Origin of the sequence: Streptomyces guryensis, assembly GCF_021261325.1 — a bacterium.
In the GTDB taxonomy this organism is placed as follows: domain Bacteria; phylum Actinomycetota; class Actinomycetes; order Streptomycetales; family Streptomycetaceae; genus Streptomyces; species Streptomyces guryensis.
On record NZ_JAJSBI010000003.1, the window covers coordinates 422,812 to 439,662 of the forward strand.

General features: G+C 70.6%; 15 protein-coding genes and 1 pseudogene. 14 read left to right on the forward strand and 2 right to left on the reverse strand.

Annotation, left to right across the window (positions count from 1 at the left end; translation table 11 throughout):
- The 10 genes from LJ657_RS48905 (at position 1) to moeZ (ending at position 12,636) form a co-directional block, all read left to right on the forward strand.
- Positions 1-93, forward strand: coding sequence for an Ms4533A family Cys-rich leader peptide (locus LJ657_RS48905; RefSeq protein WP_372487845.1), 93 nt, complete (start codon positions 1-3; stop codon positions 91-93).
- Between the two features lie 186 nt (positions 94-279).
- Complete coding sequence (locus tag LJ657_RS08890) at positions 280-1,998, forward strand: ABC transporter substrate-binding protein (protein WP_232647845.1); 1,719 nt, start codon at positions 280-282, stop codon at positions 1,996-1,998.
- A 4-nt stretch (positions 1,999-2,002) separates the two neighbouring features.
- Positions 2,003-3,109: an ABC transporter permease gene (locus LJ657_RS08895; RefSeq protein ID WP_232647846.1), complete on the forward strand. Its 1,107-nt coding sequence runs from the start codon at positions 2,003-2,005 to the stop codon at positions 3,107-3,109.
- Positions 3,106-4,104, forward strand: a complete 999-nt coding sequence (locus LJ657_RS08900; RefSeq protein ID WP_232647847.1) for an ABC transporter permease — start codon at positions 3,106-3,108, stop codon at positions 4,102-4,104. The genes LJ657_RS08895 and LJ657_RS08900 overlap by 4 nt, the downstream gene beginning before the upstream one ends.
- The gene (locus tag LJ657_RS08905; protein WP_232647848.1) at positions 4,101-6,137 is read left to right on the forward strand and encodes a dipeptide ABC transporter ATP-binding protein; all 2,037 of its coding nucleotides are present in this window, start codon (positions 4,101-4,103) and stop codon (positions 6,135-6,137) included. The genes LJ657_RS08900 and LJ657_RS08905 overlap by 4 nt, the downstream gene beginning before the upstream one ends.
- Positions 6,138-6,328: 191 nt before the next feature.
- On the forward strand, positions 6,329-8,056 hold the full coding sequence (locus tag LJ657_RS08910; protein ID WP_232647849.1) for a DUF3492 domain-containing protein: 1,728 nt from the start codon (positions 6,329-6,331) through the stop codon (positions 8,054-8,056).
- Positions 8,053-9,522, forward strand: coding sequence for a hypothetical protein (locus LJ657_RS08915; RefSeq protein ID WP_232647850.1), 1,470 nt, complete (start codon positions 8,053-8,055; stop codon positions 9,520-9,522). The genes LJ657_RS08910 and LJ657_RS08915 overlap by 4 nt, the downstream gene beginning before the upstream one ends.
- Positions 9,523-9,697: 175 nt before the next feature.
- Entirely contained in the window at positions 9,698-10,657 is a 960-nt protein-coding gene (locus tag LJ657_RS08920; RefSeq protein WP_232647851.1) for an NAD-dependent epimerase/dehydratase family protein, read from the forward strand.
- The gene (locus LJ657_RS08925) at positions 10,645-11,394 is read left to right on the forward strand and encodes a spherulation-specific family 4 protein (RefSeq protein ID WP_232647852.1); all 750 of its coding nucleotides are present in this window, start codon (positions 10,645-10,647) and stop codon (positions 11,392-11,394) included. The genes LJ657_RS08920 and LJ657_RS08925 overlap by 13 nt, the downstream gene beginning before the upstream one ends.
- Positions 11,395-11,457: 63 nt before the next feature.
- Positions 11,458-12,636, forward strand: a complete 1,179-nt coding sequence (moeZ, locus tag LJ657_RS08930; RefSeq protein WP_232647853.1) for an adenylyltransferase/sulfurtransferase MoeZ — start codon at positions 11,458-11,460, stop codon at positions 12,634-12,636.
- A 398-nt stretch (positions 12,637-13,034) separates the two neighbouring features.
- Here the strand turns inward: moeZ and LJ657_RS08935 are convergent, their stop codons facing one another.
- Complete coding sequence (locus LJ657_RS08935) at positions 13,035-13,307, reverse strand: hypothetical protein (protein ID WP_232647854.1); 273 nt, start codon at positions 13,305-13,307, stop codon at positions 13,035-13,037.
- 175 nt (positions 13,308-13,482) lie between these two features.
- Between LJ657_RS08935 and LJ657_RS08940 the strand changes: the two genes are divergently transcribed.
- From LJ657_RS08940 to LJ657_RS48545, 4 genes and pseudogenes are all read left to right on the forward strand, one after another.
- The gene (locus LJ657_RS08940) at positions 13,483-13,686 is read left to right on the forward strand and encodes a hypothetical protein (RefSeq protein ID WP_232647855.1); all 204 of its coding nucleotides are present in this window, start codon (positions 13,483-13,485) and stop codon (positions 13,684-13,686) included.
- A gap of 201 nt (positions 13,687-13,887) precedes the next feature.
- Positions 13,888-14,112 (forward strand): hypothetical protein, encoded by a 225-nt coding sequence (locus tag LJ657_RS08945; protein WP_232647856.1) that lies wholly within the window; start codon positions 13,888-13,890, stop codon positions 14,110-14,112.
- 474 nt (positions 14,113-14,586) lie between these two features.
- Positions 14,587-14,745 (forward strand): annotated as a pseudogene (locus tag LJ657_RS48540) (site-specific integrase); the annotation flags it as partial.
- 236 nt (positions 14,746-14,981) lie between these two features.
- Positions 14,982-15,140: a hypothetical protein gene (locus LJ657_RS48545; RefSeq protein WP_232647981.1), complete on the forward strand. Its 159-nt coding sequence runs from the start codon at positions 14,982-14,984 to the stop codon at positions 15,138-15,140.
- 139 nt (positions 15,141-15,279) lie between these two features.
- Here LJ657_RS48545 and LJ657_RS08960 read toward each other — a convergent pair whose 3' ends face one another.
- On the reverse strand, positions 15,280-16,836 hold the full coding sequence (locus LJ657_RS08960) for an alpha/beta hydrolase (RefSeq protein WP_232647857.1): 1,557 nt from the start codon (positions 16,834-16,836) through the stop codon (positions 15,280-15,282).
- Positions 16,837-16,851: the final 15 nt, after the last annotated feature.

Below are 16,851 nucleotides of genomic sequence, written 5' to 3' on the forward strand. Positions count from 1 at the left end.
ATGTCGACCCCCCACGCCACCGCACGCGCAGCCATCGAGCTGGCGCTCATCGGCGTGACCCCGCTCTGCGTGGCCGACATCCACTGTCGCTGACGCTCGCCCTCAGGCGTTCGCGTCGCGATTTTCCTTCCTCTTCCGTGACTCGGTCACGGTTTTCGACGACCTGACGCCCGGGCCGAGGTCTGTTCACTTTCGTCTCACTCCTCGTCCACCTGTCTCACCATTCGGGCACATTCCGGTTCACCGGGGCCCGAACCACTCCGAGAGGTCGTCATTCCGATGCGTCAACCGTCCGTCAGAGCGCGCCGCGTGGCCGCTGCATCCGCAGGCCTCGTTCTGGCGGCGGGCGCCGCCGCCTGCGGGCCCAAGGACAACGATGCCAAGGGCTCCGGTGGCGACTCCACGCCGCACAAGGGCGGCACCCTGACCGTGCTGAACGCCGACCCGACGGAGAACTTCGACCCCGCCCGCCTGTACACCTCCGGCGGCGGCAACGTCCCGTCCCTGGTCTTCCGTACGCTCACCACCCGCAACCGGGAGAACGGCGCGGCCGGTGCCAAGGTCGTCCCGGACCTCGCCACCGACACCGGGCGCCCCAACAAGGACGCGACCGTGTGGACGTACACCCTGAAGAAGGGCCTCAAGTACGAGGACGGCACGGCGATCACGTCCGCCGACATCAAGTACGGCATCGAGCGCTCCTTCGCGCCCGAACTGTCCGGCGGCGCCCCTTACTTGCGGGACTGGCTGGTCGGCGCGGCCGACTACCAGGGGCCGTACAAGGACAAGAAGGGCCTGTCGGCGATCGAGACGCCGGATGCCCGGACCGTCGTCTTCCATCTGGACAAGCCCGAGGGCGAGTTCCCGTACCTGGCCACGCAGACGCAGTTCACGCCCGTCCCGAAGGCCAAGGACACCGGCACCAAGTACGCCGAGCACCCGGTCTCGTCCGGCCCGTACCGGGTCGTCACGAACGAGAACAACGGTGAGCACATCGTCCTGGAGCGCAACAAGTACTGGTCGACCGCGACGGACGCGGAGCGGAAGGCCTACCCGGACAAGGTCGACGTGAAGTCGGGTCTTGACTCGTCCGTGATCAACCAGCGACTGTCGGCGTCCCAGGGTGCGGACGCAGCCGCCGTCACGGTGGACACCAACCTCGGTCCGGCCGAACTCGCCAAGGTGACGGGCGACAAGGAACTCTCGTCGCGGGTCGGTACCGGTCACTTCGGTCAGACGGACTACATCGCGTTCAACCCGACGGTCAAGCCGTTCGACAACGTCAAGGTGCGGCAGGCGATCTCGTACGCCGTCGACCGGTCCTCCGTGATCAACGCGGCCGGCGGTTCCGCGCTCGCCGAGGCCGCCACCACCTACCTGCCCAACCAGAAGTCCTTCGGCTACACGCCGTACGACCTCTTCCCGGCGGGCAGGACGGGCAACGCGGCGAAGGCCAAGGAGCTGCTGAAGGAGGCCGGTTACCCGAAGGGACTCACCGTGACGCTGACGCACTCCAACGCCAAGAACTTCGAGACCAGCCCGGAGATCGCGACCGCCGTCCAGGACGCGCTCAAGCAGGCCGGGATCACGGTCAGGCTGCAGGGGCTGGAGGACAACGACTACTCCGACAAGATCCACAACGTGAAGACCGAGCCCGGGTTCTTCCTCACCCACTGGGGTGCCGACTGGCCCTCCGGCGGTCCCTTCCTCGCCCCGATCTTCGACGGCCGGCAGATCGTCAAGGACGGCGCCAACTTCAACACGGGCCTGCTCAATGACAAGTCGGTCAATGCCGAGATTGACGCGATCAACAAGTTGACCGATCTTGACGCTGCCGCCAAGAGGTGGGGTGCACTGGACAAGAAGATCGGCGAGCAGGCCCTGACCGTGCCGCTGTTCCACCCGGTCTACAAGCGCCTGGTCGGCAAGGACATCAGGAACGTCGTGATCAGTGACTGGACCGGTGTGCTGGACATCTCGCAGGTCGCGGTGAAGTAGCGCCGTGAGCGAGGCACTTGTCGCCGCCGAGGCCGCCGGGGCGGGCGTGGAGCCCGTCCCCGGAGCCTCGGGGGCTCGTCAGTTCTGGCGGCGGCTGCGCACGCAGCGCGCCGCCCTCGTCGCGGCGGCCGTCGTCGCGCTGCTGGTCCTGGTCGCGCTCGCCGCACCCCTCCTCACCGCCCTGGAGGGCCAGGACCCCACCACGTACCACCCCTCACTCGTCGACTCCGCGCGCGGAGGCGTGCCGATCGGCTCCTTCGGAGGCATCAGCGGGGACCACTGGCTCGGGGTCGAGCCGCAGACCGGGCGGGATCTGTTCGCCCGGCTCGCCTACGGGGCGCGGGTCTCGCTGGCGGTCGCACTCGCGGCGACCACGGTGCAGGTCCTTCTCGGTGTCGTCGTGGGCGTCGCGGCCGCCCTCGGCAACCGATGGGTTGATCAACTGTTGAGCAGGGCCGCCGACATCATCGTCGCCATGCCGCTGATGATCATGGCGTTGGCGCTGCTGGCCATCGTGCCCAGCAGCTTCCCGAGGCCGGTGCTGGTCGCGCTCATCATCGGTTTCGTCGCCTGGGGCACCATCGCCAAGATCGTCCGTGCCCAGACGCTCACCCTCAAGGAACTCGACTACGTCGCCGCAGCGCGGCTCAGCGGCTGGAGCACCTGGCGGATCGCCCGCCGGGAGCTGCTGCCCGGCCTGGCCGCGCCCGTCATCACGTACGCCGCGCTCATGGTTCCGGCCAACATCGCCATCGAGGCCGCCCTGTCCTTCCTCGGCGTCGGCGTGAAGCCTCCCACCCCGTCCTGGGGGCAGATGCTCACCTCGGCCAACGTCTGGTACCAGGCGGCGCCGCAGTACCTGCTGCTGCCCGCGGGCGCCCTGTTCGTGACCGTCCTCGCGCTCACCGTCCTCGGCGACGGCGTACGCACCGCCCTCGACCCGCGCGCGGCCTCCCGCCTGCGCGTCGGAACGGGCAGTAAACGGGAGGCGAAAGCAGCGGCCGAGAAGGACGTGCAGTCAGACGTGCAGTCAAAGGTCGTGCAGTCGAAGGTCGTGCCGTCGAAGGTCGTGCAGTCGAAGGAAGTGCAGTCGAAGGAAGTGCAGTCATGAGCGGCTTCGCCGGTTTCGCGCTGCGCCGCGCCATGGGCGCCGTGATCACCCTGCTGGCCATCTCGGTGATCATCTACGTCGTCTTCTACGCCACTCCCGGCAACGTCGCCCAGATCACCTGCGGCCCCCGCTGCTCGCCGGAACAGGTGCACCAGGTCGCCCAGCAGCTCAAGCTCGACGACCCGCTGTACCTGCGTTACTGGCACTTCCTGGAGGGCATCGTCGTCGGCCAGGACTACTCGACGGGCACGTCCGTCGAGCACTGCTCGGCGCCCTGCCTCGGGCAGTCGTACCAGAGCGACCAGCAGGTCACCCAGATCATCCTGACCAAGCTGCCGGTCAGTCTGTCCCTGGTGGTCGGCGCGATGGTGCTCTGGCTCCTGATGGGCGTCGGCACCGGGGTGCTCTCCGCATGGCGGCGCGGCCGGATCAGCGAACGCGCGCTGACCGGCCTCACCCTCGCGGGCATCTCCACGCCGGTCTTCGTCATCGGCCTGCTGCTGATGATCGTGATCTGCGGGCAGCTGGAGCTGCTGCCCTTCCCGGAGTACGTCTCCTTGACCGACGACCCGGAGCAGTGGGCCTGGGGCCTCCTGCTGCCATGGTTCACCCTCGCCCTCAGCGAGGCGGCCTACTTCGCCCGGCTGACCCGGGCATCGATGCTGGAGACGCTGGCCGAGGACCACATCCGGACCTTCCGGGCCTACGGCGTCGGCGAGCGGTCGCTCGTGGGCCGGCATGCGCTGCGGGGCGCACTGGCGCCCATCATCGCCCTGAACGCCAACGACTTCGGCAGCGCGGTGGGCGGTGCCGTCCTCATCGAGTCGCTCTTCGGCCTCCCCGGCATCGGCCAGGAACTCGTCCACGCCGTCAATGTGGTCGACCTCCCGGTCGTCGTCGGGATGGTCCTGGTGATCGGCTTCTTCGTGGTCCTGGCCAACGCCGTCGCGGACGTGCTGTACGCGGTGGCCGACCGACGGGTGGTACTGACGTGAGTCTCGTCCAAGTCACGGATCTCTTCGTCGAGTTCGGCGACCTGCGGGCCGTCGACGGCCTCTCCTTCCGCCTGGAGCAGGGCGCCGCCCTGGCCCTGGTCGGCGAGTCCGGGTCCGGCAAGTCCACCGTCGCCTCGGCCCTGCTGGGTCTGCACCGCGGTACCGGCGCGCGGGTCGGCGGCTCGATCGAGGTCGCCGGCACCGACGTACAGCAGGCGTCCGACGACGAACTGCGGCGGCTGCGCGGGGCAAAGGCCGCGATGGTCTTCCAGGACCCACTGTCGTCCCTCGACCCGTACTACGCGATCGGCGACCAGATCGCCGAGGTGTACCGCGTACACACGCGCGTGTCTCGACGGGCGGCACGCGCGCGTGCGGTGGAGGTGCTCGACCGGGTGGGAATTCCGGACGCTCCACGCCGGTCCCGGTCCCGTCCGCACGAGTTCAGCGGCGGCATGCGCCAGCGGGCGCTCATCGCCATGGCGCTGGCCTGCGAGCCCGCGCTGCTGATCGCCGACGAGCCGACGACGGCGCTCGACGTGACCGTCCAGGCGCAGATCCTCGACCTGCTGCACGCGCTGCGCGAGGAGACGGGCATGGGCCTGCTGCTCGTCACCCACGACGTGGGCGTCGCCGCCGAGAGCGTCGACGAGGTCCTCGTCATGCGGCACGGGCGCGTGGTCGAACACGCACCGGTCGCGGACGTGCTGGAGGCACCGACGGAGGCATACACACGGACCCTGCTGGCGGCGGTCCCACGGGTGGACGTGCGCCGCACGCCACCCGGCGCCCTCTCGGAATCCGTGACGGGCGGCAGCGGGTCGCTCCTGCCGGACGCTTCGGCCGAGGGACGGAAGGCGCTCTCGCCGGGGGCCGGTGCAGCTGTGCCCCCGGAGGGCGCCTCCGGGCACGGCGGGGTGGCCTTTTCCGGCGATCTGGCGCCGGGCGCCCGGGCTGTCCCGGCCGGGGCCGGTGCGGCTGTCTCCCCGGAGGGTGTGTCCGGGGACGGTGGGGTGCTCTCGTCGGGTTCTTCGGTGCAAGGCGCCAGGGATGTCCCGTCCGGGGAGGGATCTGCCGTGTCCCCGGGGCGCGCGTCCGGGGACGGCGGCGTGGTCTCTTCCGGCGCATCGGCGCGGGCCGCCCGGGCTGATGTGCCGGGCGGTCCGGCGGAGGGACCCGAGGCTGACTCCCCGGCCACCGGGGCGGAGAACGCCCGGGGCGTGTCCGCCGGTGCCTCCGGCGACGTCGTCCTGGAGGCGAGCGGGCTGCGGCGCGAATTCGGGCGCGGCAAGCGGGCGTTCGCCGCGGTGGACGACGTGTCGCTGACCCTCCGCCGAGGCGAGACCCTCGGCATCGTCGGCGAGAGCGGCAGCGGCAAGACGACGCTCGGGCGGATGCTGGTCGGCCTGCTGCAACCGACGACCGGAGAGGTCCGTTACGAGGGGCACGCGCGCGTGGGCGTGAATCCGGCCGTCCAGATGGTCTTCCAGGACCCCGTCTCCTCCCTCAACCCCCGCCGCAGCGTGGGCGAATCGATCGCCGATCCGCTCCGCGCGCGTGGCGAGCGGGACGAGAGGGGCATCCGGAGGCGCGTGACGGAGCTGCTGGAGCGTGTGGGGCTCGAAGGGGCGCACTACGACCGCTACCCGCACGAGTTCAGCGGCGGCCAGCGACAGCGCGTCGGCATCGCGCGGGCGCTCGCGGCCGACCCGCGCGTCATCGTCTGCGACGAGCCCGTCTCCGCACTGGACGTGACCACCCAGGCGCAGGTGGTGGCCCTGCTCGGCGAGCTGCAGCGCGAACTCGGGCTCGCGCTCGTCTTCGTCGCCCACGACCTCGCCGTCGTACGGCAGGTCAGCGACCGGGTCGCGGTGATGCGCCGCGGCCGGATCGTCGAGTCCGGCCCCGCCGACGAGGTGTACGGCACCCCCCAGGACCCGTACACCAAGCAACTGCTCGCCGCCGTGCCGGCACTCGATCCCCAGGTCGCGGCCCGGCGCAGGGCTGCACGGCGGGAGCTCGCCGCTGCCTGACGTAACGTAACTGCTTGATCTCTTAGCGCGATCGAACGCGATCCGCACGGGAAAGTTACGACCGTTCACCCCTTTTGGTGGTGCGATGGACAACCGTCCATCGCGCCACCGCCTTGTCCGCATACGTTCTTCTCCGCTGCGAGCCGCCGGGTCAACGGCGGCTCCCCATACGGGAGATCGGGGGTGCGCTCGTGCGCATCGGACTGCTTACGGAGGGTGGCTATCCGTATGTGAGCGGTGACGCCAGGCTCTGGTGCGACCGGCTCGTACGCGGGCTGGGGCAGCACGAGTTCGACGTCTACGCCCTCAGCCGCAGCGAGCGCCAGGAGAACGAGGGCTGGATCGCGCTCCCGCCGCAGGTCGGCCGGGTGTGGACGGCGCCGCTGTGGACGGCCGAGGACGACGGGACGATCTACGGGCGCCGGGCGCGCCGACGGTTCGCCGAGTGCTATGGGGAGTTGGCCGCCGCGCTGTGTGCCGGGAACGCCGGGGATCCTTCTGGCGCTTCCGGGGAGTCCCCGGCCGCCGAGGCGGACCGTTTCGGCAGCGCGCTGTACGGCCTCGCCGAACTCGCCCGGGACGAGCGCGGGCTGGTGGGAGCGCTCCGCTCCGAAGCCGCCGTACGGGCCCTGGAGCGCGCCTGTCGTGCGCCGGGCGCCCTCGGTGCGGCGCGTGAGGCGCGCGTACCGGATCTGCTCGCTGTCGCCGCGCATCTGGAACGCGCCCTGCGCCCCCTCTCGCTCGACTGGTACGAGGACGACGGACTCGGCTCGGTCGACCTGTGCCACGCGACGACCGGCGGCTCCGCGGCCCTGCCCGGCCTGCTCGCCCACCACTTCCACGGCGTACCCCTGCTGCTGACCGAGTACGGCGTGCGGCTGCGCACGCACTACCTGGCCGGCACGGACGCCTCGCCCGCCGTACGCTCCCTGCTCGCCGCCTTCCACGGCAGGCTCGCTGCCGAGAGCTACGACCGGGCCGCGATCGTCACCCCCGGCAATGCGCACGCCCGCCGCTGGCAGGAACGGTGCGGCGCCGACCGCGCGAAGCTCCGCACGGTCTACCCGGGCATGGACGCCTCCCGGTTCGCCGAAGTCGGTGAATCCCCGCAGTCCGCGGACCCGGACACACTCGTCTGGGTCGGCCGTGTCGAACCCGCCAAGGACCTGGTGTCGCTGCTGCACGCCTTCGCGGAGATCCGCAAGGAGGCGCCGAAGACGCTCCTGCGGATCGTCGGTGCCCCGGACGGCCCCGACGGCGAGGCCTACCTCGGCCACTGCCGGGCGCTGGCAGCGCAGCTCTTCCCCGACGAGGCGGAGGGGCTGCATGCCGTCGGTGACAACCCCGTCTCCTTCGAGGAGATCGGCGGACCGGAGCTTCCGAGCCTCGCCGACGCGTACGCGGCCGGAGCGGTGACCGTGCTCGCCAGCGTCGTCGAGGGCTTCCCGATCAGCCTGGTCGAGGCCATGTTCTGCGGCCGCGCGACCGTCTCCACGGACGTCGGCGCGGTCGTCGAGGTCATCGGGGGCACGGGACTCGTCGTACCGCCGCGCAATCCGCGGGCGCTCGCCGAGGCGTGCCTCGCGCTGCTGCGCGACCCCGCGCGCCGGGAGCGCCTGGGCGCCGCCGCCCGCGCGCGTGCGCTCGAACTGTTCACCGTCGAGCAGAACACCACGGCATTTCACGGCATTTACCTTGAGATCGTCTCGCACACCCCGGTGTCCCGCGTCGTCCTCGACGACGCGGGAGAACCCCTGCCGTTCGCCGTCCCAGCCGAGGCCCACGTCCCCGGCCGCTGGACCCACCCGGCCGCACGTGTGGTGGCCCGCGGCGGACCCGGCTGGGCGAAGGGCGCACCGGTCCGCGCGACGCCGCCGCGGACCACGCCCCCGATGCCGGCCACCGAGGGGGCGCGATGAGCGACTTGGGAGCACTGGACCGCCCCGGTACCCCGGACAGCCCCGGGTCCTGGGACGAACGGTCACAGGGATGGCTCGCGGGGGAGACCTCCGGCTCGCACACCGCGGGAGGCGAGACGGCACCCGGCACGCGCGGCGGCGACGACGCCCCGGCACACACGTATGCACACGCCGAAACCCCGGCACACACGCGTGCAGTCGCCGAAGCTCCGCAACGCGAACGTGCAGATGCTGAACCCCTGGCGCCCGTGGGTGCAGATGCCAAATCGCTGACACGCGCGCGTGCGGACGCCGAAACCCCGGCACACACGCGTGCCGACACCGACCTCCCGGCCGCCCGCCGCCAACCCGCTGCTCCCCGTCGCGCCGCCGCAGACCCCGTGAAGGCGCTGATGCACCGTCACCGTGAGCTGTGCGAGCGGGCGGTGGACCCTCTGGAGATCGCTGCGGGCCTGGAGGCCCACGGCGTCACCGACCGGACCGCCGCACGTTTCCGCCACCGGGACGTCTTCTCCCTGGCGGAGGAGATGTACGCGCGCGTACCCCGCGACACCGGCGCCCCCGCCCGCCCGGCAGCCCTCGACGTGGCCAGGGCACGCGCCGACTGGGCCCTGCTCACCCTCCTCCCCGGAGCCCTGTGCGCCGCGACCGTCGCCGCCCTGCATCTCACCCACGGACAGGCCCGCGCGCTCGCGGCCGCCGTCGGCGTGCTCGCCGTCGCGCTCGCCCTGCGCGCGGCGCTCACCCGCGGCCCGCTCGCCGCGGCGGACCGCAGGCCCCCGGGGTCCCTCGCGCACGCGCCCGGCAGCCGCGCGTGCACGTACTGGCTCCTCGCCTACGCCCTCCTCGGCGACGGCCTCCTGGACGCGGCCCTCGCCGGAGGCCCCGACGGCCCGCCCACCGGCACCGCCGACGGCCCCTGGCCCCTCGCCACCGCACCCGTCCTGGCCCTCACGCTGGCCTGCGCCCCCGCGGCCTGGAGCGCCCACCTCTTCGCCGTACGCGCCCGCCGCAGACTGACCGCCAGCCGCGCCCTGGAGGAGTACTCCGCCTCCGTACGACCGCTGCTCATCGGCATGTTCGCCCTGTTCCTGTGCGCGCTGACCGCCCTGCTCGCCGTGTGCGGTGCGGCGCTGGGTGAGCCCGCGGACTACGCCCAGACCGTCACCCTGGGCGCCCTGCTGCTCCTCGCCCGCCTCCTCACCACGCACGGCTTCACCCACGCCCCCGCGCTCGTCCTCACCGCCACGGTCATGACCGAGGCCACCGCCACGGCCACGGTCTTCGCGGGCCGCCTCCCCGGGTGCGGCTTCCTCGCCACTCCCGTGGAGACCCTCGTCGACCACTGGGGCCCGGGCAGCGTCCCGGCCCTCGCCTGCGGGGCAGCCGCGTTGGCCCTGCTGATCCACGCGACCCGCACCCTCACCCGGGCCTCGGCCCACGCGCCCGAGGACCGGCCGTGCTGATGCGGCAGCAGTCCCCGGCGCACCTCCGCGAGTCGCATGCACGCCGACGCACGTCGGCCCACCCCCTGCCGCAGGCGCCCGGCCCCGCCGCCCGAGGCAAGCGCACCACCCCCTCCGAAGGAGAACCCCAGATGATCACCTCCCGACCCGACGCCTCGGCCCCGGGAGCCGCCCGATGAGAGTCCTGCTGATCGGAGCCAACGGCTACCTCGGCCGCTTCGTCGCCGACCGCCTGCTCGCCGACCCGGCCGTCCAGCTCACCGCGCTCGGTCGCGGCGACGACGCCGACGTCCGCTTCGACCTCGCGTCCGGCAGCCCCGGAGCCCTCACCCGCTTCCTCGACGCGGTTCACCCCGGTGTGGTCGTGAACTGTGCCGGCGCCACCCGCGGTGGCGCCCGCGACCTCGCGCGCCACAACACCGTCGCCGTCGCCACCGTCTGCGAGGCCCTGCGCCGCAGCGGCTGCGGCGCCCGCCTGGTACAGCTCGGCTGCGGCGCCGAGTACGGTCCGAGCCAGCCGGGTTCGTCGACGGCGGAGGACGCCGTCCCGCGCCCGGGCGGCCCGTACGGCGTGAGCAAGCTCGCCGCCACCGAACTGGTCCTGGGCTCGGGCCTGGACGCCGTCGTCCTCCGGGTCTTCTCACCGGCCGGACCGGGCACACCCGCCGGCTCCCCCCTCGGGCGGCTCGCCGAGGCCATGCGCCGCGCCATGCAGTCCGGCGACGGCGAGCTCAAGCTCGGCGGCCTCGGCGTCCAGCGCGACTTCATCGACGTACGTGACGTGGCGCGTGCCGTGCACGCCGCCTCGCTCTCCGCCGCGCAGGGCGTCATCAACATCGGCTCGGGCCGCGCCGTCCGGCTGCGCGACGCCGCCGCCATGCTCGCCCGCGTGGCCGGATACGGCGGCGCCCTCCACGAACTCGACGGCCCGCCCGGCCCGCTGCGGGCCACCATCGGCCATCCCCGCAGTGAATCCGATCACATGGCCCCGGTCGCATACCCGTACCCCGACGGCTGCGGCAGCTGGCAGCAGGCCGACGTGCGCACCGCACGCGACCGGCTCGGCTGGCGGCCCCGCATCAATCTCGAAGAGTCCCTCGCCGACATCTGGATGGAGGCGGCGTGCCGTATCTGACCAGCACCAAAGCGGGCACCACGAGCACCGACGTCCGTACCGGCTTCGGCATCCCCGGCTACGCACACCCCCTCGTCGCACCCACCGAGTGGGGCGAACTCACCCGCCCCGGAACCCCCTTGCACTGGGTCGTCCTCAACGTGGCCGACGGCCCCGGCGCCCGCCCCGACCCGCACTGCCTGGAGGCGGCCGGCCGCCTGCGCAACGCGGGCGTGCGGGTCCTCGGCCACCTCGACGCCGCCTACGGGGTCCGCACCTTCGGCGAGATGGTCTCCGACGCGCACCGCTACCTCGACTGGTACCAGGTCGACGGCTTCCTGCTGGACCGCTGCCCGGCCGATCGCGTCTCGCTCCCCGAGGTCCGCCGCACGGCCGCCACGCTCCGAGCGATCCGTGACGATGCCCACATCGTCCTCGGCCACGGCACCCACCCGCACCCCGGCTACGCCGAGAGCGCCGACCAGCTGGTCACCTTCTCCGGCCCTTGGAGCGACTACCGCTGGTCGCAGGTGGCCGAGTGGACCGCCGACCATCCGCCCGAGCGCTTCTGCCACTTCGTCCACGGGGTGCCCCGCCCCCACCTGGAGGAAGCTCTGCGCATCGCCCGCTGGCAGGGTGCCTCGACCATCTACTTCACCGATCACACCGACCGCGGCGGCCGTGCCGATCCCTGGGAGACCATGCCCGGCTACTGGGACGAAATCGTCTCGCGGATCGGAACGGGTGTCTCGGAATGAAGAAGGCCGTGGCAGTGTTACGGGGAGAACAACTGTAGTGATTGACCGACCAACGGAGTCCCCGTGTCGCTGCCACCCCTGGTCGAGCCAGCCTCTGAGCTCACCGTAGACGAGGTCCGCAGGTACTCCCGCCACCTGATCATCCCCGACGTGGGGATGGACGGGCAGAAGCGGCTGAAGAACGCCAAGGTGCTCTGTGTGGGCGCCGGCGGCCTGGGCTCGCCGGCGCTGATGTACCTGGCCGCGGCGGGCGTCGGCACGCTCGGCATCGTGGAGTTCGACGAGGTCGACGAGTCGAACCTGCAGCGCCAGATCATCCACAGCCAGGCCGACATCGGCCGCTCCAAGGCCGAGTCCGCCCGTGACTCCGTCCTCGGCATCAACCCGTATGTGAACGTGATCCTTCACGAGGAGCGGCTCGAGGCCGACAACGTGATGGACATCTTCAGCCAGTACGACCTGATCGTCGACGGCACGGACAACTTCGCGACCCGTTACCTGGTGAACGACGCCTGCGTGCTGCTCAACAAGCCGTACGTGTGGGGTTCGATCTACCGCTTCGACGGCCAGGCCTCCGTGTTCTGGTCCGAGCACGGCCCCTGCTACCGCTGCCTCTACCCGGAGCCCCCGCCGCCGGGCATGGTCCCCTCCTGCGCCGAGGGCGGCGTGCTGGGCGTGCTGTGCGCGTCCATCGGCTCCATCCAGGTCAACGAGGCCATCAAGCTCCTCGCGGGCATCGGTGAGCCGCTGGTCGGCCGCCTGATGATCTACGACGCCCTGGAGATGCAGTACCGCCAGGTCAAGGTCCGCAAGGACCCGAACTGCGCGGTCTGCGGTGAGAACCCGACCGTCACCGAGCTCATCGACTACGAGGCCTTCTGCGGCGTCGTCTCCGAGGAGGCACAGGAGGCGGCCGCCGGCTCGACGATCACTCCGAAGCAGCTCAAGGAGTGGCTCGACGACGGCGAGAACATCGAGATCATCGACGTCCGCGAGATCAACGAGTACGAGATCGTCTCGATCCCCGGCGCCAAGCTGATCCCGAAGAACGAGTTCCTCATGGGCACCGCCCTGGAGACACTTCCGCAGGACAAGAAGATCGTCCTGCACTGCAAGACGGGTGTCCGCAGTGCGGAAGTCCTCGCGGTCCTGAAGTCCGCGGGCTTCGCCGACGCCGTGCACGTCGGCGGCGGCGTGATCGGCTGGGTCAACCAGATCGAGCCGCACAAGCCGGTCTACTGATCACCGGTCTCGCTGACCAGCGAGACTGAGGAAGCCCACGGCTCTGACCAGTTCAGATGCCGTGGGCTTCTGTCGTTGTCGGTCGGCGTCGGGTGACCTCCGACGGCCCAGGGACGGCCCGAACATCGCGCACCGTGATGCGTACGGCCACACCTGATCATCGATGGCCGTGACTTGCGGTCATCCACTCGATCATCGCTCTGAACTGCTGCGCAGCTGCAGTCAGTTGTCAGGGCCGGCCACCAATGAGCGCTCTTTCTCGGCCGCGGGACAGCTCGGAAGGTCGCTCGTCCACGGAAGCCACCACCGATATTCCTCGCTGGTAGGTGATCCCTCCGCGTTCTGGCGGAACAGATTATCCCCATCAGCTCCTACGCGAATCTTCCTCCGATACCTTTTCAAAGACGCTCCTTGATGCCGAGGCTTTCGGTGCTGCCGTACAGGCGGTCCAGGTTCTCTTTTGCGTTCCTCTTGTGCCACATCACAAGCATCCGCGCCGAGATGGCTTCAAGTTGGACCGGTTGCAATCGATGCCCAAGAGTGAAAGCCGGATATCGGTAGTGCTTGATGCCCTTCTCTTTGAATCGCTCAGCCAGCGTTCCCGCATGCATTGAAAGCTCTGCCATCGCCCGCCCGCGGGCGTTCCTGTCAGGCTGGCGGGGAGCGTCCATCGGTTGGGAACGGCTCCCCGTGCAGAGTGCCGGCAGCCCCTCGATGCGAACTACGGGCGCGGCGGTGGCTGAAGGCCGATTCGCTGTTCAGCAAGGGTGGAAGGGGTCTTACTCGGTTGACTGCGGTCTGCCCTGATGCTGTACTCCGTTGCCGTACGGCGACTCCGGAGGACCCATGGCCGCGCTGCCGGCGAGCGTAGACCGCGACATCATCGATCATCGGATCGTTTTCGCGATCAAGACGATCCGCGACACGTTGGGCTGCACGATTCATGAAGCCATCGATGTGTTCGCGGTCCGCTATGAGGAGCTGCGCCGCGATCGTCCGGACGATTTCGCCGTGGGGCCCGAGGAGTACGGCCGGGGCTTCTACTCCTGATTGGCGCTGCACCAGTGTGGAAAATCGGGTACACCGATGATCGCTGGGCTGGGCTGGGCTGGACAGTGAGCGGTCTGGGACTATGTGAAATTTGGTCTGCAAGTCCCCGCTGTTCCCCGTTGGTGCTCGTTGGTTCGGGCACGTGGGGGACACTCCAATGGTGAGCCGTGTCTGGTGATTGTCATGGTCGTTGGAGCGAGCATGCGAAAGATCATCATGACCGCCACGCTGGCCCTTGCTGCTGTCGCCATGGCAGTTCCTGCTCATGCCGACGACAAGTCGACCCCCCACTGGACCTTCGCGCCGGGATCCGTCTGCGGGCTGGAAGGGGCAGAGGTGTCGGCGCTGCCGATTCTGACTGACTTCGTTCCCGTCCACTCCAACAACTGCCCGAACGGCGACGTGCTCGATTACCCGACGATCTAGGTCGAACGCTCCCCTCAACCCACCACTCTCCCCAACTTCCATCCCGTCCGCCGTCGACCCGCACACCGCGGAGCGGGCGTGGTTCATGGCCTCCAGGTGGAGCGCGCCACTGTACGGACGGCCTGGACGCCATGGGCCGCGGCTGCTCGGTTCTCTGCCTCGGCCGATGGCGGACGGGATGGAAGCTCCCCACGTTTGGGCGGAGCCGGCGGCCTGAAGTCGGCAAGCGCCTGCGGCCGCCGGTCGAGCGAGCGCAGCGAGCCGGCCTGGAGGACGGGGGAGTGGCGCCCGCCTGCCAGCGAGTCATCTTCGCGAACCTCGGCACCATGCCGACGGCTGCCGTGGACGACCGCCTCATCCCGCACAGCCCCTGCCGTTCGTCGTCGGTACGGGCGCCCGAGGTTGACCCGCGCCGGATCGTCCCGTGAGCGCGTCCTCGCCGCGCGCTCGGCCCTGCCGGAGCAGTACCGGCCCATGGTCGACGTGGCCGGTGGGTGTGGCCTACGTCAGGGTGAGCTGTTCGGCCTGGCCGTCGAAGATGTGGACTTCATCAAGGGTCTGGTGCATGTGGTCCGCCAGGTCGAGCTCATCCACCACCGCCCCGTGTTCGCCCCGCCCAAGGGAGGCAGGACGCGCGCGGTCCCACTGCCTGAGAGCGTCGCTCGCTCGCTTGAGGAGCACATCACCCGGCATCCCCCTGGGGCCGTGACCCTGCCCTGGCGGACGGTCGACGGCTCGCCGGTCACGGCGTCCCTGTTCTTCACCAGCGACAAGGGGTGCGAGGTGATCCGCAACGACTTCAACCGTGCGGCGTGGCGTCCGGCCCTCGACTCGGCGGGAGTCCCGCGCGGTCGGGAGAACGGGAGGCGGTGCCCGAGTACCTGGGGCACCACGATCCCGGCTTCACCCTCCGCATGTACACCCACCTCATGCCGGGCAGGGAGAAGCGCACGCGCGAGGCAGTGAACCGGGCCTTCGTCGACGGCCCCAGCACCGATGACGGCCCCACGACGGCCCAGGAGGGGTGAGAAGGGAGCTGGACCGCAGGTCAGCCCCTATGTGGCCTCACTTGCCGGTCTACTAGGCGCACGCCTTCCCGGAAGGGGTTCGGCACCACGGGTGCCGGGCCCCTTTCCGCTGCCCGGGAGGAGAGACCCGCTGCCAGGGCTACGAGGCGCAGACCTTTCCGTCCTTCGGCACCGTGCCGTTCAGCAGATACGCGTTCACGGTCGAGTCGACACAGTCGCTCCCCTTCCCGTACGCCACATGCCCCTCGCCCTTCCAGGTGAGCTCCACTCCGACACCCTTGCCCAGTTCGTCGGCCATCTTCCGGGCGCCCTCGTAGGGCGTCGCCGGGTCGCCGGTGTTGCCGACCACGAGGATCGGGGGCGCGCCGGGCGCACTGGCCGGCGGGGTGTTCCACTGGCCCGCCACCGGCCAGTCGTGGCACCAGCCGGCCGTGTCCCAGCCCATGAAGTCGCCGAAGACGGGCGAGATCTTCTCGAACCGCGCCAGCCGCCTCCTCGTTTCGGCGGGCGTCGGCCGCAGCCTGCTGTCCAAGCACGATATGACCCGTTGCGAGTGGGTCGTCGTCTCGTAGTGCCCCGAAGCGTCGCGGCCGTTGTACTCGTCGGCCAGCGACAGCAGTTCCGAACCGTCTCCGTTCTCGGCGGTGTTCAGCGCGCTGGTGAGACTGGGCCAGCTCTGCTTGGAGTAGAGGGGGTAGGTCAGTCCGGTCAGCGCGAGTGTCTGGGTAAGCCTGCGGCTGCCCGAGGTCGGCAGCGGACGGGTGTCGATCCGCTTCAGCAGGGCTGAGATCGTCCGGGATCCCTGTGCCGGGTCCTGTCCTGTCGACTTCAGGTAGTCGTCCAGAGCCCGCTGGAAGCCCCTCGCCTGGTTCTCGGCGTGGCCCACCATGTCGGCGCTCGGGTCGACCACGGCGTCCAGGACCAGCCGCGCCACCTTCTTCGGGAACAAGTGGGCGTAGACGCCGCCGAGTTCGGTGCCGTACGAGATGCCGAAGTAGTGCATTTCCGGGTCGCCCAGCACCTGGCGCATCAGGTCCATGTCGCGGGCGGTGTCGGTCGTCGACGCGTGCGCCATCAGCTTTCCGGCGGCCTTCTCGCAGCCCTTGCCGAAGTCGACGGCGTCCTGGAGGTACGCCTTCTCCTCGGCCGGGGTGTCCGGTGTGGTGTCCACCGACTCCGCGGCCTGGATCTCCTTGTCGCTGCGGCAGCGGATTCCCCCGCTCGATCCGACGCCGCGCGGGTCCCAGCTCACCAGGTCGTACTGTTCACGGAGCTTGGCGAAGGTGGGGCCGAAGGACGGCAGGTAGGAGACCCCCGGGGCGCCGGGGCCACCGAAGTTGAACAGCAGCGAGCCGATGCGCCTGCCCCCGCGGGCCTCGGCGCGGATCAGCCCGAGGCCCATCGTCTCGCCCTGCGGCTTCGACCAGTCCAGCGGCACCTTGAGCCTCGCGCACTGCCAGTCGTTGCCGGGTGCGGGGGAGTCGTCGGTGGCCTTGCAGCGGCCCCAGGCCAACTTCTGCGCGGTCAGCGACGAGGGCAGCGCGGCCGTCGTTCCGGAAGAGCCGGACGACGGAGAGGCGGCCGTGCTCGTCCCTCCACCACCTCTGCCGTCGTCGGACGACGAACCACTGCTGCAGCCGCCCACCAGAAGCGCTGCGGCGGCCGCCAGAGCCGTCCACCGTACGAATCGCGCCATGTGCGTCCCCCCTCG

Coding starts and splice junctions, on each gene's coding strand:
- LJ657_RS08940 (WP_232647855.1), top strand. CDS start 13,483: ATGGCCGCGCTGCCGGCGAGCGTAGACCGCGACATCATCGATCATCGG.
- LJ657_RS08960 (WP_232647857.1), bottom strand. CDS start 16,836: ATGGCGCGATTCGTACGGTGGACGGCTCTGGCGGCCGCCGCAGCGCTT.
- LJ657_RS08945 (WP_232647856.1), top strand. CDS start 13,888: ATGCGAAAGATCATCATGACCGCCACGCTGGCCCTTGCTGCTGTCGCC.
- LJ657_RS08900 (WP_232647847.1), top strand. CDS start 3,106: ATGAGCGGCTTCGCCGGTTTCGCGCTGCGCCGCGCCATGGGCGCCGTG.
- LJ657_RS08935 (WP_232647854.1), bottom strand. CDS start 13,307: ATGGACGCTCCCCGCCAGCCTGACAGGAACGCCCGCGGGCGGGCGATG.
- LJ657_RS08920 (WP_232647851.1), top strand. CDS start 9,698: ATGAGAGTCCTGCTGATCGGAGCCAACGGCTACCTCGGCCGCTTCGTC.
- LJ657_RS08915 (WP_232647850.1), top strand. CDS start 8,053: ATGAGCGACTTGGGAGCACTGGACCGCCCCGGTACCCCGGACAGCCCC.
- LJ657_RS08890 (WP_232647845.1), top strand. CDS start 280: ATGCGTCAACCGTCCGTCAGAGCGCGCCGCGTGGCCGCTGCATCCGCA.
- LJ657_RS48905 (WP_372487845.1), top strand. CDS start 1: ATGTCGACCCCCCACGCCACCGCACGCGCAGCCATCGAGCTGGCGCTC.